Here is a 17,279-nt window from a genome sequence, read left to right on the forward strand (position 1 = left end):
AATCCCGAGGATTTCATGCCGCATTATTGAAGGTTGGTACCAAACCTAGAAGTACATGAAGCAAATTGGAAGGCCGAGCATGCGACCTTTACCAAACAAATAAGCCAACAAAAATGTTGGCTTATTATTCATCCTATTGTAACAATCACTACCATTGATAACGCATTCGTATGCTAACCGTATCAACATCGTTAACATCAATGAAATAACGATCAAACTTAAGTTGAATGCTCACCGCCTCTGAGGCTCTATAACCTATCCCTAACCCAGCGTTCGCATCGAATCCGTTAAACTTGGTCTTAATCGTTTTACCTTGATAGTGACTCTCTACTTCTGATTTCCAACGAAATACTCCTACATTAGCATTGGCAAACAAGTATTCACCCTGCCAAAAGTTGTACTGCACTTCAGTAGCTAGGCCCTCTGGTAGAATAGGAGCGACCGCTGCGACGCTCTTGTGATATTCATCAGGGTCGACAGAGACTGTTTTTAACTTTGTAGTTCCTTCACCCATATCAATATATTTCAATCCAATCGACCAACGATCACTGAAAGCATAACCGACTCCAAGTGAGTACAGTAAATCAGAATCGTCTGTTTCGTATTCTGTCTCTGAGACAAACGAGCGTCGTTCATCGGCTATACTCATTCCAAGGTCAACGTCCAAAAACCAATTAGCCTGACTCTGGAAACTAGCCAATAACAACCCGAGCAAGACCAAAACTCGTTTTGGTCGGCGCAAACGCATCATCGCTAACAACAAGAGAACAACACCTCCCACCGACATAGCACCTCCCGAAGTATTCGTCACTTCAATGTCATGAGACAAGGCCACTTTGACTTTTACTTGGCCCGTGCTTTGCAGTGCAAATGAGTCATTGATTGTATAGGAGATTACATCTTCCCCTTCAAACCCACGTTTTGGTGTATAAGTTAACGTGTTGTCACTATTCACTAAAACCTCACCTTGTAGTGCTGATGCAGACACGAGCGTTAATGTATCCCCATCAGGATCCGTATCATTACTCATAACATCTATTCGAATAGTTGTACGATCATCAGTTTCTGCAAAATCGTCCACAGCACTTGGCACTTGGCTATTGACCACAGTCACATTTACCGTACCACTACCTGTACCTCCAACTCCGTCGGTAATGCTGTAGACAATCGTATCCTCACCAAAGAACTCAGGTACTGTGGTGTACTCCAGCTGATTATTTGAAATAGCAATTTGACCGATATTTGCGGTTGCATTATTAAGCGTGAGAATATCTCCATCGACATCAGTGTCGTTACTCAATACGTCAATCAAGGAACGCCCATAACGATTAACCGTCACCGTATCGTCATTTGCCGTAGGCAAGGTGTTAAAGCTACTCATTACGGCTACACCACTAGGGTCGATAATACTGCCATTAACTTTTCCATCATCATCGTTAGGACCTCCATCTTCTATGGTTACTTGGATACACCAATGCCCCTCGGTCATTCCATTTATCCAACTTTCATCCCCTGGAGGTGGGCAATAACCTTGCTCCCCTTCAGCTGAGGCTAGTGAGTTCGACGCATCTTCAATGAAATTGCTCCAGCCCGTTTCGACACGATATTTACGATAGATGGCGTTCGCAGGTATCGGTAGACGCTGTGGAAATACCAATTGATAACTACCACCAGGTTGCGGTAAACCAACAGCAACAAAGTCAAAAATACCACCAACATTATCCGCAATTGCATCAGTAATTAATTCATCAACAAAGAGCTCACTACCACCCGTTTGATTGTTTAATATCGACTCCCCTTTTTTCAAACATACGCCAGGCTGTCCTTCCACTAAGAAGCGGGCCGGTTGACTCACCCGCTGCGGTAACACATTGCATTCAGATATAGCGTCAAGGTAATCTGGAATACCATCGTTATCACTATCGTTATGACCTTCCTGGTTATCCGGGATCAAGTCACCATCACTGTCTGCATCACCCAGTACCGCCAAAGCTTCTACCACCTCAAGGTAAACATCTTCTTTCACTGACAACGTACCGCTATCCGTCACAGTCAACTGCATGTGATAAATCGCCGGGCTCAACTCTGATGGCGAGAAACTTAGAGTCAATTCTTGCGTCTGACCCACAATGGCTGCAGCCAGCTTGTCATCAGTAGCAACCCAAGCATAAGTATGGGTATCTCCGACATTCGGATCTGCTACCGTAGCGGTAACTGTCACTCTCTGTTCGCTGTTTTCCACCTTGTTACGTTGCTCGTCACTCTGCTTCACGATTACGCTCACTTTCGGCGCAATATTCTGCTCATAGATGCTCAGCGTATACTGGTTCTTACTGCCCAGATTCAAGGACGAATCCAGTGCGATAGTAAGAGTTTCTGCTCCTTCAGATACATCGTCAGAGTTCACATCAAATGTGATCTCCCCGACAGTGCCTGTCGTGATGCTCACTTCACCACTTGTCAGCGTGTGATCTTTACCGTCGCTAGTTCCTGACACAGTATAAAAGATAATCATTGGATACGACGGGGCCGGGCCATTAAGGTAGACTTTCACAGTATGCGAAGTACCTTCCGTGGTTTCCCCATCTTTCTCGATGCTCACCAACGGATGAACCGTTACCGTCTGACTCGCTTCAGCCACATTGCCTTGTGAATCTTTAGTCTGCCAGTACGCGGTATTCACGCCAGGACGGAAGAAAGTCGTGTTATCGACCAACGAAACAGGCAGTGGTTTACCCGTATTGTCAAAGGCGACCGCCGTGCCCAAATCCACTTTGGTCGACAAGGCGGTTGCATTCACTTCCACATCATCCGGTGCAGTGATCGTTGGAGCTTCAAGTTTGTCGCTCTTAATGGTCACTGTGGCTTTAGCCGTTGCTTTGCCGCCATTGCCATCAACAATCCCATACTGCACCGTTACTGTGCCGCTTTGCGTGGTAGCCAGTAGGATATTATTATCCTGAAGACTGGCCTGCCCAGATGTAGGTATCACCCAGTCAAGCTGCACTGTGTCTTCATCTACATCGCTATCATTGGTAAGAACATCTAGCGCATAAATCGCCTGGTCAATAGCAGTCAGGACAAAAGCATCATCCACCGCAATCGGATCATCATTCACTGCAGCAATGTTCAACGTCACGCTATACGTAACTGAAGACGCCTGACCGTCGCTCACCTGATATTCAAAAGTATCGCTACCGTTGTAGTCTGCTACCGGGGTATAGGTCCAGCCATTCTCGGTTGCCATCAACGAACCATGAGCTGGCGAAGAAATTACATATCGTGTCAGGTTACTACTGTCTACATCAGACAACACAGGTGAAATGTCAGTGCTGGTATCCTCGTCAAAATTGATAACAAAAGACTCACCCACCGGAGCGTCATTGACGTTTTTCACTGTCAGGTTGAAGGCAGGTAATGAGTCACTTGCCGCCCCGTCAGAGACCGAAATCACAATCCCGCTGGTCGTGCCGACATGACTGTTATCAGGGGTACCACTCAGCGCCCCTGTCACTTCATCGAAGCTGGCCCAGCTTGGTTTGTTGACGATATCGAAGCTCAGTGTATCCGCCGTGTCATTATCATGACCGACAGGGGTAAATAGATAAGCCGTATCTTCATCAACCGAAGTGCCTGGTGTACCACTGATCGTCGGTGCGTCATTGACCCCGGCTACCGTTATCGTCACTGTCGCAATTGCCGAGTCCAGCTCACCGTCATTAGCCTTGTAGGTAAAGCTGTCCTGACCGAAGAAGTTAGCATCCGCCTGATACGTCACTTTATTGCCACTCAACAGAGCGCTGCCATTTTCTGGCGGCGTCACCAATTGATATGTCAGTGACGAGTTTTCCACATCGCTGCCAACCAGAGTAATGATCAGGGCTTTGTCTTCTTCTCCGTTTACCGACAGGCTCTGCACACTTGGCGCGTCATTGACAGGATTAACCGTCAGCGACACTTCAACCGGTTCGGAGTCCAGCTCGCTGTCATTGACCTTGAACTTGAAGCTATCTGCACCGTTAAAGTGTGTATTCGGTGTATAACGCCAGCTATTTTCACTCAACTGCTCAAGCTCACCATTGCTGGTGCTTTCAGTAATGCTGTACACCAGGGCATCGTCTTCGATGTCTGTCCCGCTCAGTGTGAGTGTCAGTGTGGTATCTTCATCCAGCGTTTGAGACTGGGCAGTCGCAACCGGTGCATCGTTAACCGAAGTGACAGTCATGGTCACCGTTGCCTCATTAGACACCGCACCGGCAGCATCCTTCACGGTATACGTGAAGGTATCATCACCGTAATAGTTGGCATTAGCAGTATAGACAATCGCCCCGGTCGATATCACCTCAACCTGGCCGTTGGCCGGTGACTGGACAACCGTCACACTGGTCAGGTCGAAGCTATCGTTGGTATCGACATCGGTATCATTGCCCAGCACGTTGACCTCGAACGAGCCCTCTTCCTGTAGCTCAGCGGTATTGTCTGCTGCCACTGGCGCATCATTGACCGGAGTCAGGACAACCGTCACGGTCGCCGGCTCAGACTGCAAGCCTTCACTATCAGTCAGGGTATAGGTAAAGCTGAGAGTACCGTTCTCGTTTGCACGCGGTGTGATCGCCAGACTGCCATCATCCTGAATTGTGACTTCCGCTTTGGCATAGTTACCCGCACCATTACCCTGATCTTCCAGAGTGATATTCGCTTTGGTGAAGGTCTGATCTTCGATATCCGAGTCGTTGGTCAGGATCGCCAGCGTAGCCGCTACGTCCTCGTCCGTGGTCACACTGTCATTTCCAGCAACCGGACGGTCGTTCACTGCCCCGATGTTCACCGTCACCGTAGCCGGCTCAGAGACCCCGCCTTCGCTATCAGTGATAGTGTAAGTGAAGGTATCGGTGCCGACTTCGTTGAGATCAGGTGTATACACCAGAGTACCCGCGGCCTGGTCGATGGCGACGCTACCGATAGTCGGCTCGGTAGCCAACTTAATATCACCGGTTGGTTTGCCGTCTTCGACATCACTGGCCGCATCCCTCACCGCCAGGGAGTCTGTGGCGGTATCCTCATCCACCGTGGCGCTCAGGTTCCCCGCGACCGGCAGATCGTTCACTGCAGTAATTGTCACCGTGACCGTCGCTTCTGACGACGTATTGAGCAAGGCATCTTTCACTGTATAGGTGAAACTGTCCTGGCCATTGGCATTGGTATTCGGTGTATAGCTGGCAATACCATTGGTAATTGTCACGCTACCTTTGCCAGGTTCGGTCACCACTGCAGTTGAGGAAGGCACCATATCCTCTTCCGGATCATAATCATTATCCAGCAGCTTGATAATGACTGCGACATCCTCACTGGTTGTTGCCGTGTCGTTGACAGTAAGAGGTGCATCTGCCACCGCATTCATGGTCAAATTCACGGTGCGGGTTTCAGATCTTGCACTGGACGCATCGACAACCTGGAAAGTAAAGCTATCACTGTGGTTTTCACTGCCGTCGTGCTGATAGCTGAAACTGCCATCTTCGCTTAGGTTTAGCTGACCATACTGAGGACCTGTAACAACGGATACCGTTAAGGTATCGCCACTGTCCGTATCGTCATCCGCCGCATTGCTGAGCAGACCATTTGCAGTGGCTACCGTCAGAGTGGCGGCTTCATCCAGGGTAAAGCCAAAGTTTTGCCCAACCGGGGCATCATTGGTATTGCCGACTTCGATGTTGAAGCTATCCAGCGTATCCTCATCCGTCCCGTCAGAGACTTTGATTTGGACGTTGCTGTAATTACCAACCGCTGCATCATCCGGTGTACCGGTCAACGCGCCGGTCGAGGTATCAAACTCCGCCCAGTCTGGTTTGTTTTCAATACTATAGGTATGAGAATCTCCCTGATCCGGGTCGGTCAGGGTCGGGGTAAAGCTATAGGCGGCATCCTCATTGACCGACGTTGCAGGCGTACCGGATAACTGCGGCGCGACATTATATTTCTTCACAACCGTCGCAGAAGTGCTCGCGGCAACATTGCCCGCCTCATCCGAGACCTCAACAGACAACGTCAGGGTACCTTCGGCCAGCGTGCTGACATCGATACCCGTCACCTGCTCACTCACAGCATCAACAGCAACCGGTGAAGAGCCAGACATGCTGTTGGTACCATCACCGATTTGATAGGTAAATGAACCTGCACTTTCCAGACCTGATACGGTAAAGCTGAGCGCAGCCTCGTTCACCCGGTTAATCAGCGCCTGATCAATGATCACGCTGTGACCGCTCGGTGCCTGCGTATCAACCGTCAGCGCCAGCTGGGTGGCCGCGGTATTGCCGTTGCCCGCCGCATCGGTGAAGGTATCAGCATTGATGTCTAACGTCGCATTGGTTTCGGAATCAGCCGTCGGGGTGAAGAGCACGCTGTACTGGGTAGCGCTGGTTGAAGCGAAGTTCGACAGCTCGCCGCCCGTTACGCTGATATCACTCTGGGCAAAGTCACCGCTGGCCTCGCTCAGAACAATACTGATGGTGGCCGTCTCGCCCGCTTTTAGCTCCGTATCCGAGGCGCTGAAGGTAGTTGCCGTCGGCTTGGTGCTGTCATAATTCCGGCTCAGCTGGGTGGCCGCACTGTTGGTATTGTCTGCAGCATCGCTGAAGGCTCCCGCGACCACATCGACGGTTACCGCACCCTCGGTGCTTGGCGTAACCGTGGCGCTGTAGCTGGTGCCCGAGCCGCTGAAGTTACTCAGAGTACCGCCACTCACTGTCACGTCCGTATCGGCAAAATTACTGCTCGACTCTGACAAGGTAAAGCTAACGGTAAAGGCACCGTTGACGTCGGCAGCGCTGGTCGAGGCAATCACCACCGTCGGTTGGGTGGCATCATACGTCCGGCTCAGCTGAGTAGCCGCACTGTTGTTATTGCCTGCGGCATCGCTGAAGACGCCCGCGACCACATCGACGGTCACCGCGCCCTCGGTATTTGGCGTGACCGTGGCGCTGTAGCTGGTGCCCGAGCCGCTGAAGTTGCTCAGGGTACCGCCGCTGACGGTCACGTCCGTATCGGCAAAATCACTGCTTGATTCTGACAAGGTAAAGCTGACGGTAAAGGCACCGTTGACGTCGGCATCGCTGGTCGAGGCGATCGCCACCGTCGGCTGGGCTGTATCCACACTAATCGTTTCTTGGGTGGCTGCATCGTTATTATTGCCAGCACTATCCGTAAACTTACCTGCTGAAACATCTATAGTTGCTGTAACATTACTATCAGCACTCGGTGTGAAAGTCGCTGTATAACTAGTTCCGCTACCAAAAAAATCACTTAGCGTTCCACCAACCACGGTGACATCGTCTTTGATTAAATCGCTGCTGGTCTCACTTAACGTAAAACTAATTGTGGCCGTCTCGCTACGCTTCAGAGCAGACTTATCGCTACTGATCGTAACCGTAGGCTGCGTAGTATCAATCACAATAGCCTTGTTGGCACCCAGGCTGTTGGCTGAGCCTGGTGATGCAAGCGTCAAGTCTGCTGCATTGCCATTACTATCATTGATGGTACCGCTGTTGAGCTCCAACGCTGTTGTGCTGGCATAATCGAGATCACTGGCGGTATCACCCGCCTGTACCGTATACTGAAATACCAATGTCGTGCTGCCCGAGCCAGAGGTATAGGTCGCATAGCGATCTGTGGTACCCGTCTCCAACAATAATCGCGGTGTGCCTGTTACTGCCTCGTCAAAACTTACCGTGAGGGCAATAGTATCGCCTTCATTGTATTGACCATCAGCCGTACTAGCACTCACTCCCGTTACCGTTGGCGCCACACTATCAACCTGCACATTTGTCAGCGAACCCACTGAATTAAGTGCAACATTTAAGTCATTCCCTGCCGCGTCTTGGATCTCGTTGGCACTCATATTCAAAGCCGTTACCGAAATACCATCATTATCGACCAGACCTGTTTCAACAGAATAAGTAAAGACCAATGCCTGAGAGCCTGAGCCCGACGCATAGGTAGCTGATTTCGTTGTGCCACCAATATCCAACGTCAGGCTGGGCGAACCGCTGACGGTCACAGCTTCATCGGTATTGACGGTAAAACTGAGTGATTGACCCGCAACATAGGTACTATCTGCAGGCACAGAAACACTGGCTATCTCAGGTTGGGTTGTATCATCATCGTCACTAATCGTGATTGTTTGTTGCTGGGCGCCATTTTCGGAAGAACCACCGCCAGCAACACTGCCGATATCGATAACAATGGTTTCAGCACCTTCCTCGTCACCATCATCACTGCCGGTTATACCCGTAGCGGCATTGGCCGAGGTAGCACCACTTGAAATAATGATGCTACTGCTCGGTGTCGCAAAGTCGGTGCCACTTGTCGCAGTACCGGAATAGCTCAGACCAACCGTGACATCTTCATAGGTCGCATGATCCAACGTCGCCGTTATGCTGGCAATACCATTGTTTTCGGCCACCGTACTTGAGCCCACGGACAGAGACACAGTAGGAGCTGCTTCGGCATCAGTAATTGAAATTGTCTGTTGCTGAGTACCATCTTCAGTGCCAACCGACACAGTAGAGACGTCAACAATCACAGTTTCTGCGCTGGCAGCATCGTACAAGGTATCCGCTACACCAGTGACTGCAGCGGTGCCAGAACTACTTCCCGCTGAAATAGAAATACTGTTGGATTTGGTATAATCCGTCGTGACCGTGGCTGTGCCCGAGTAGGACAAATTAACGGTAATGTCCTCGGGCCACTGATTATTCAAACTATTTGCAAGTGAAACCGTAAGTGTGCTAACCCCACCATCTTCATTGATGGTATTGGTATCAGCCCCCAGTGAAACTTTAGGGTAGTTCGCGTAAATAGCGTCGCCTGACTGACTGATTGCTGTTGAATAGGTGCTAGAGGTATTACCGACGCTATCTGTGAGGGTAACGTTAACCGCTACATCACTGCCTGCTGCGACATCAGTACCACCATCAGTGATGGTGAACTGGGCAGTATAAGTCGTATCGCTGGATCTCGATAAATTACTTAGCGTGTAGCCATTAATAGTGCCCGAAATTCCACCACTGCCCGTGATGTAATCGTCAGTATCTGAACTGACTGTAATAGTTGTAGTAACCGTATCGCCGACTTTGTAAGTTGAATCAGGAATAGTGACGTTGGTGATTGTTGGTGCGACATCATCAGTTACAGAAATACTAAAAGCTTCTTCGAAAGTCGTTGTGCCATCGTTAGTTTGAATACACACACTGTAACTGCCGGCACTTAAACTACTGCTAGTCTCTAGAGTGCTGCCATTAAACTGAAAATTAGTATTATCTCCGTCACTTCCGCTACAGCTACCATTTGCAGCAGAGCCCGAACTCACCAGAGAATAGCTATGACTATCTGCTCCATCACTATCGACAGTCGACAAGGTCCCGACATCAGCACCCGTAGCTGTGACGCTTTGGTTTATGGTACTGGAGCTTAAGCCGATGTCGGTTGGTGCTGCATTAACGGAGAGGACTTCAAGATTAAATGCGGCAAGGCTAACAGTTTCAGTCCCATCACTCACAGAAATCACAATATTTGACGTGGTACCTATATCACTGCTGGTAGGGGTACCTGTAAGCGCTCCTGTTGATGTATTAAAGTTTGCCCAGCTTGGCCTGGTATTGATACTGAATGTTAGCGAATCAGAATCAGCATCATTAGCTACAGGGGTAAAACTGTAACTGGTACCCTGATTGACAGTCGTTGCAGGTGACCCGCTGATAGTCGGAGCTGTATTACTGCTTCCACCATTCCAGTTATGTCCCGCTGTAGTACAAGCCGTTTCAGTTGTGTATACACTTGGATATTTTGAACAGGACACAAAGTTCTTTCGCCCTTTCAAGTTTGTTAAATCACCACTAACTGAGGTTGGTTTAAGTGATTCTTCAGCAATAAAATTATTATCAGCCAGAAAGGACAAAACCGACTGATTAATCGCTTCTTCTTGTTGGATTTTAGCCACCGCTGCATGGTTTTCACTAAAACCAGAAAAACTAACAAGTGCTTGGTTTTTTGATGCCGAATAAATCGACTTTGTTGCTACCGATACCCGTTGGTTATGTTGCCTGCTGATGCTTCGTGTCAGTGTTTGCGCCACTGCAGGCGTTCCCAAGGCAAGCAAGGGCAGCATTGCTTGAAGCTTATTCACTTTCATGCGAGATCCCTCTCTTTAGTTTGATTATCAGCTGACGTTTCAGTCTCAAGGATGGGATAGTGAAATACATTGCTCAACAGCGAATGATTCGGCTCAAGCAATTCTGGATAGCAGCAATTTTTTAATACCGCCACATCATAAATTTGGTTAATATCCCCCTCGAATTTCAGGCAACCTACTACTTGTTGATTATCGAGGTTAATGATCCATATCCCACACTCAGTCTCCGTTGATGATCTTGCTATGGGGGGCGCCTGCTTAATATCGCTTGATCGCACCTTAGATAAGCCGACAAACATCAAAGGGCCGAAAAAGTCCATTCCGCGCACAAAACCATTCAATTGTAGAATTGTGGTTACTTCACGAGTATTGGGATCAAAGCAACGCACCTTGCCATAACCTGATTCACAAAAATAAACCAGCCCTTGATAACAACGCGGAGAATGCGGCATCACTAAGTCATTTAGTAACACTTCATTTGTTTTGACATCAATCAGAGTGCCCTGCTGGCGCAACCCACGCCAAGCTCCAGCTTCATCAGATTGATTAAAGGTTGTGACATAACGAGGCTTTCCATCCAACATCGCCATACCGTTTAAATGACATCTGTCCTCAGGTGCTAATTCCGATATAAATGAAGGTACCCAACGAGGAACAAAGCTGTAATCTGGCTCGATCGTGGCTAAACAAGAAAAAGAGCTGTTTGTAACCCATAACCCTTCATCACCATAGGCAATATCATGGATATTGATCATTCCTGTGGTATGACTCACATTCGTAACAAAACAAGCATCAACATTGTCTTGCTCATCCAATAAAGAAATAACCTCATCATCCCGCCGAAATCGAATAATTTCAGTAAATGTTCCAACCGTAATCTGCTGCTCAGAAACATCCAACCCCATTGGTCGATGAAAAGTCTTAAAATGAACATCAATACCGTCATTGATAGAGCGAATAAAAAATAATTTCTGAGACTGATAACTGGTTACCACCAGGGAAATATTCAAATTTGACAAAACCTGATGAAAACTATCGTTGTAAACACTATCAAAATTAAATGGTGGCGATAGTTCTTCAGCCTGCCCATTATCTATAACGCTCATTACAGTCCCTTTTATTTTTTCCATGCTAGCAAAGAAAGCTTATTATTTATCTCTGCTAACGATATTTCGTAGTTACTTGCTATAAGCAAAGCAATGTACCCCGTTGCCAATGCAGCTGAAAATGATGTGCCGCTGTACTTCCCATACTTATTGTTAACATTCGTACTTAATAGCTTACTCCCGGGGAAATACACATCTACAAACGGGCCTCGGTTTGAGAAAGAAGCAATTTGAAAAGACTGATCCAGGGCTCCTACCACAATCGCCGACCTTATTGCTGCTTCATGCTCGTTTATGCTAATTACTTTGCCCTTATTGCCAGCAGCAAATACAATTGGCAACCCTCGCCCTGCTCTTCCCCATTTAGCCAAGTCATTGACAATATCCGCGACCGGCTGCATCAAACTTTCACTGTGCCAACTGCAATTGATTACCTCTGCCCCCGCACGGGCAGCTACACTCAGAGCCAATAGCGTATGAGAAGTCCATTGCTTTGTCTGTCGAATCGCGATTAATCGGGCATCGGTAAAAATCCCATCTGGCCCCTGATTATTGTGGGCCCCAAAAATCACACCGGCGACTCGTTGACCATGCCCGTCTACAGGCAAAATAGGCATAACATCAAAAGATTGGCGCTCAACATCATAAGCAAATGCCACATCGACATGAGATAAATCCCCATGCGTAAAATCAAAGCCATCATCAATAATCGCAATTCGGACTTCTCTCGTGTTTCCCACTTGTCCAATTCCCTGCACATTCCAAAAAGGCATTATTGAACTCAGTGGACTAGGCTCTCTTTGAATATTGCCACTCAACTCATTTTGGCTACTCCGATTCCGGATCAGCAAAACATCTGGCTGAACTAACAAAACCTCACTTTTCTCTGACAGTTCCTTAATCACAACTGTAGATACAGCCTCAAGTGGCACTGAAACCACAAAATAATTAAAACGAGGAGAGGCATACAATGCGCTAACCTGTACACGACAATCACATATACCTTCAGCTAAACTTTCTAGGCTATATTTGTCTGTCATACTATGAGTTTTGATAATTAATCGATTTGAAAGCTGACCATATAGTTCGCCGCCTTCAATAGACGTTAAGCGGTCATCTGAAACATCAACTTCAACATCTTGACTAAAATTCTGAAACTCTAGCGATTGGGCACACACGTTTGTTGCATTTAATATACCTTCGACACATATCAACCCTGTCAACCCAAGAAAACAATAGTTCAGAAAGACAGTGCCCCTCACTTTACTATTTAATTTGATTCTGAATCTTCGCCAGAGACTCAAACAGTACATATCTATTTTACATCTCTTAATTTCTTAACGGGAAATCTCCCATTAGTGCAATACAAAAATTAACTGCCAAATAGGGTTGCCTATTTTCATGACCTTGTGTCCCACCCGCGTTTGACAAAGTTCTTGATGCCATATCAACATTTGGCGTCGCCGTCTTATTCATAAAAAAGAAGTTATTTCCTGCGGCAGTGTCTAGCGCCAACATCTTATTATCTGGCGAATTGGTCGTTCCCGGTTTATTAACACCTGATAATTCATGAGTGTGTGGGGGAATTTGACTCGGGAGTATCGTTACTTCTGGGGTTCCTCCATCGTCTCCCGTATGACGCGGCCACAAGCCAAAACCTTGACCTGCATGCATAGGAACACGCCCCTTTAGATTTGGCAATCCCATATTAACACGGCCATCGCCGCCATAAAGAGTACCAATCACCGCATACAGAGCACTGTTGTCACCGATACTTATTATTCTTCCATCACACCATGCCCAATTTCTAGGGGAATACGTATAAGGTAGCATTTGAATTTCAGCAAGAAATGGTTCTGACATAATCATGACTCCAAATTAGTTACGAGAAGGGTAAATGCCTTCAAGAGCAATAATGAAATTGACACATAAAAACGGCATTTCATTTGTGTGCACTTGCCCGGCTCCCGTTTCCTTCACAATATTTTCTCTAAGTGAGGCCTGTTTTGCTGAATCAAAATCAACAAACAAAGTCTCACCGGTATCAGGCGTAGCAACCATTCTTCCTTCCGGGGACGCCGACTGGGTACTCAGTGTTGAGGCTTGTAACGCATGGGTATGTGTAGGCAGTTCATTAGCCGTTAAATTGACACTCTCGACACCAAAACGAGAGCCTAGAAGTCTGTTCGTCAACCCAGGACCTTGGCCATAATTCATTGACAAGCGCCCGCGCATATCCGGCAGGGCAAAACTCGAACGGCCATTCCCTCCATAAAACGTACCGATTAAAGAAAACAATTTCGTATATGGTGATATAGGTAATAATTGCCCATCGCACAGCGCCCAATTCCGCGGAGCAAAAGGACCTGCAAACATTTTAATTTGACCAATAAATGGATCCATTGTGATTCTCCAATTAATTTCGGGATGGGTAAATACCTTCAAGTGCAATACAAAAGTTCAGCACCTGGCTCGGCTGCATATTATTATGGGCGCGACCTTCCCCGAATGGCGAAACGCTCATTGAGTTCAGAGCATGGTTCCAACTTGCTGATGTGCTATAAAAATCAATAACTGGCCCCGTCTTGCCGTCATGGGCTTCTGCAAATACCGCCCCGGTATATGGCTTATTACTCGCAGCCTCAGTGGTTGCTTGCACTGCATGGGTATGGCTTGGCATGGTTGCCTCAGTTAGAGTGACGTTTTCAGATCCTCCCTGACGGCCCTGAACATAACCATCACCAACTCCTATCGGAACACGGCCACGAAAGTCTGGCAGCGCATAGGTTGTTTGACCGTTACCACCAAATTGGATACCAAGTAAAGAAAATAATGCCTCGTTGCTATTTATTGGCATTATATTCCCATCGCAATTAGCCCATTTCACAGGTGCAAAATTAAAGCCAAACATTGCAATCTCACCAAGGAATGGATCCGACATAAAATGATCTCCTTATGATTAATATGATACTTTACGACATTACTAATTCAGGCCGTTTGCGGCTAATGACAGTTTCATACTCGGTCTCACTTTTGGGCGAAACAAACAAAGCAATCTCACCAAATACCGAATGACAGAAAGTAAACGTTCCCTGCGGTATATGAAAACTAGCATCACCTTTGTAAATCACAGAAAAAGCCTCCCATTCATCACCATTCAGGCTGCTAATATTCACCTCGGCAACCGTAAGAGGTACCTCGTTTTCTTGCTCATCTCGTACTATGATTTCTTTACCCAAAATACGAGTTAAGTTTTCCGCGTTATAATTTGCCATCGACACCTTTTCCTTTATTCTTCTATTCTTTTGTTTATTCACTTATACGCCAACAACAACCCTATTGCTCGGTGGGTACCACACCATTAAGGTATAAGGCTGCTGTTCACTCTCAACAATAAATCCCAGAGAGTGATATAAGCGTCTGGCAAACAGATTCTGCTGATCAACGGTTAAGCTCAGCGGCGCACCTGCCTGAGTTGCAGCAAATTGCAACGACTGGATCACCCCTTTACCCAAATTCTTCCCTCTCGCTTCACGAACCAAGGCTAAGTCGACAATCCGAATATCATTCGCTCCAAAATCAATCGACACTTTTCCAACTGGCTGGTGGTGATGTTCAATAATGAAATACAGTGCATTCGGAAACTGCTCACCATAACCTGCGCATTGCGCTTGATACTGCATTTCAACCAACTGCTGGTATTCACTCTGGCTCTGATCTATCAACAGCAAATCATCACGGGTAGAGATATAGAGAGCCTGCAAAAATGGCTCATCTGACTGTACTTTAGGACGTAAATACAATCCATCCGGTAACTTCAACGCTTGCATCTGTTTTATCCTTGTTACAGCTTGTTCTAGAGCGAGAACACCCACTTCTGTTCACCACTCAGCCCACCAATCACCTCAATAGGATCTCGAATCGAGGCTGTAAAGAAACTGAATCATAAACGTGTATTGAAGACTCGTTCTGGTATGAAAGATATAAGAGATCCTTATATCGACGCGCCATTCTCAGCTGGCGTGTCACAAAGTCAGCGTCTCCCCCTCAGGCGTTTCTACGGTAAAGGTAGACGCGTTGATTCCCAATGAAGCAACTTGCTGCTCGGTCAAACGACTGCAATTATCTTGAGCGGCACTGTCTGTTGATAATTGGTTATTGGCAAATACCGGTGCTGATAATCCCGCGACACTAGCCACGCTCAAAGCAGCAAGGCCCGTACCGATAATCTGACGACGTTGCAGATCTAATTCTACAGGTGATCCTTTTTGCATTACTCTTGCCCCTCGATTTCTGCAGTATCAGTTGTTGATGGTATTAACGATAAGGAGTAACCCGGCTCTGAGCCTGTGGAATACGCTAGCTGTACAACGCCTCTGGCCTTCGACGTCTCAGAACCGCAAATGAATTGCTGCGTCGATGATGAAAAAGGGATCACGAAAGGAAGGTTAAGGCTACAGTCATAGGCGGTTAAACGGTGATGCCCATAAACCTGAATGTCGGTGCAAATCTCGATAGCCTGAATACTGCACCGCTCGGATAGAGGTGCACTCATGTCCAATGCCTGTTGATTACCGTTAGCGAAATCAGACGCCGTTGTCCGATCCAGCCGCCCTTTCGCCGTTAAAGGAATGCGTTTTCCTTCGCGATATAACCCATTCGCTGTCAGTTCAACAGCCTGCGGAATCAATGATCCTGTCGGTTTTAGGGATGACACCAAGTGCGAGAAAATACTGACCTGTGGTTCTGTAGCCAGCGCAGCCTTCATGGTTTCCGAAACGATCAAATCAAACTGGATTTCAGGCTGCCAACGGGTCGCATCGGCACAGATATAATCTGCCACGCGATCCCCCAAGCCAAACGCTTCGACTAAAGCTTGGAGTTTCTCCAAGGACTCGGCATGAATATCGAGCATGGTCACTTGAATCTGCTCTGCTGAAAACATTCCCATCAGAGGCAGTAATAAAGTCGCAAAAGGACCGGTTCCGGCATATAACACAGAAACGGGTTGTTCAGGGTGTAATCTTTCGCTAATGGCCTGATGGATAGCACGTACAAATACCGCGGTGCGCAACACTTCTTCCGCACACTGCGCCGCCGTTGTCATTGATACCGCCTTCCCATAGGGTGTCATGGTAAAGTCGGTGTCCAGGAAAATATCGGGGTGCAAGTCCAAAGCGCTCAAATTGGCTAGGCTGGTTGCCAGTTCCCTTAACGGCTTACGTAATCCATAACGTTCTTCGTGTGGACAGGACACAATCTGCTCAGCCAACTTAGTTAACCAGGCTTGTCGCTCTGGGACTGAATAGTCTGCCAGCTCACGATACTCCGGCAACCCCAGCATATTTCGCAGCCAATCGTTGGCAATGCAGTCAATCACCACATGGATACGGTCTTTGCTTCCCCGGTGGTATACCGCATGTTCCATATCTGCATTGAGGTACCACAACTCGCCCTCGCCCATATGGACCGACTCGCCCTCGACGATAAACTCGACATCGGGATCGGTTTGCAGACAGAGATGAAGCCGAGCCTGACCTTTCGAGAAACACAAGCCGTGATCTCGATGCGGTGCAATTGTTGCTCCGGGGCTCAAGCGCATTAAGCGAACAGAAAGAATGGGACAGCTTAGTTGAGCGAGAAAAGTGGTAAGCTCCGGGCAGTTCTGTAACGAGGCATAATTATCAAAATCTGCCTCAGATTCTGACTCTTCCAGCGCAAATGCCTGCAAGATCGGTGACTGATCCTGATACTTGGCAAGACCGCGTAATGGAAAAACATCCCATTCGCCGTCATAGCAAGCACGGTTAACATGGGCTAACCACTCGCCATCCGACAGCGCTTCAATAGAAGCCAGCAGGGTTGGAGAGACAGGAAAGTCTAGCGGTATACGACGAATAGCAACACCCAATATTCAAACACCTTATTAATGATAAAACAATCCATTTGCATTAATATCAAACAATGATTATACATGCAAGGTTCTA

At 47.5% G+C, this 17,279-nt stretch carries 10 protein-coding genes; all 10 read right to left on the reverse strand.

What is annotated here, in order from left to right:
• Positions 1-148: 148 nt before the first annotated feature.
• On the reverse strand, positions 149-10,186 hold the full coding sequence (locus ACRRS1_RS11900; protein WP_432467763.1) for a tandem-95 repeat protein: 10,038 nt from the start codon (positions 10,184-10,186) through the stop codon (positions 149-151).
• Positions 10,183-11,292 (reverse strand): TIGR03032 family protein, encoded by a 1,110-nt coding sequence (locus ACRRS1_RS11905; protein WP_432467762.1) that lies wholly within the window; start codon positions 11,290-11,292, stop codon positions 10,183-10,185. Before ACRRS1_RS11905 ends, ACRRS1_RS11900 begins: the two co-directional genes overlap by 4 nt.
• Positions 11,293-11,303: 11 nt before the next feature.
• Positions 11,304-12,470 (reverse strand): S8 family peptidase, encoded by a 1,167-nt coding sequence (locus ACRRS1_RS11910; RefSeq protein ID WP_432467760.1) that lies wholly within the window; start codon positions 12,468-12,470, stop codon positions 11,304-11,306.
• Between the two features lie 151 nt (positions 12,471-12,621).
• Positions 12,622-13,155, reverse strand: a complete 534-nt coding sequence (locus ACRRS1_RS11915; RefSeq protein WP_432467759.1) for a phage tail protein — start codon at positions 13,153-13,155, stop codon at positions 12,622-12,624.
• A 15-nt stretch (positions 13,156-13,170) separates the two neighbouring features.
• Positions 13,171-13,695: a phage tail protein gene (locus ACRRS1_RS11920; protein WP_432467758.1), complete on the reverse strand. Its 525-nt coding sequence runs from the start codon at positions 13,693-13,695 to the stop codon at positions 13,171-13,173.
• A 13-nt stretch (positions 13,696-13,708) separates the two neighbouring features.
• The gene (locus tag ACRRS1_RS11925; protein WP_432467757.1) at positions 13,709-14,233 is read right to left on the reverse strand and encodes a phage tail protein; all 525 of its coding nucleotides are present in this window, start codon (positions 14,231-14,233) and stop codon (positions 13,709-13,711) included.
• A 31-nt stretch (positions 14,234-14,264) separates the two neighbouring features.
• Complete coding sequence (locus tag ACRRS1_RS11930; protein ID WP_432467755.1) at positions 14,265-14,567, reverse strand: DUF6916 family protein; 303 nt, start codon at positions 14,565-14,567, stop codon at positions 14,265-14,267.
• 42 nt (positions 14,568-14,609) lie between these two features.
• Positions 14,610-15,122: a GNAT family N-acetyltransferase gene (locus tag ACRRS1_RS11935; protein WP_432467754.1), complete on the reverse strand. Its 513-nt coding sequence runs from the start codon at positions 15,120-15,122 to the stop codon at positions 14,610-14,612.
• A gap of 195 nt (positions 15,123-15,317) precedes the next feature.
• A complete protein-coding gene (locus ACRRS1_RS11940) occupies positions 15,318-15,566 on the reverse strand; it encodes a hypothetical protein (RefSeq protein WP_432467753.1) in 249 nt (82 codons plus the stop codon).
• Complete coding sequence (locus ACRRS1_RS11945; RefSeq protein ID WP_432467751.1) at positions 15,566-17,203, reverse strand: aspartyl/asparaginyl beta-hydroxylase domain-containing protein; 1,638 nt, start codon at positions 17,201-17,203, stop codon at positions 15,566-15,568. Before ACRRS1_RS11945 ends, ACRRS1_RS11940 begins: the two co-directional genes overlap by 1 nt.
• Between the last annotated feature and the right edge of the window lie 76 nt (positions 17,204-17,279).

Source organism: Agarivorans sp. Z349TD_8 (assembly GCF_050870825.2).
Lineage (GTDB): Bacteria > Pseudomonadota > Gammaproteobacteria > Enterobacterales > Celerinatantimonadaceae > Agarivorans.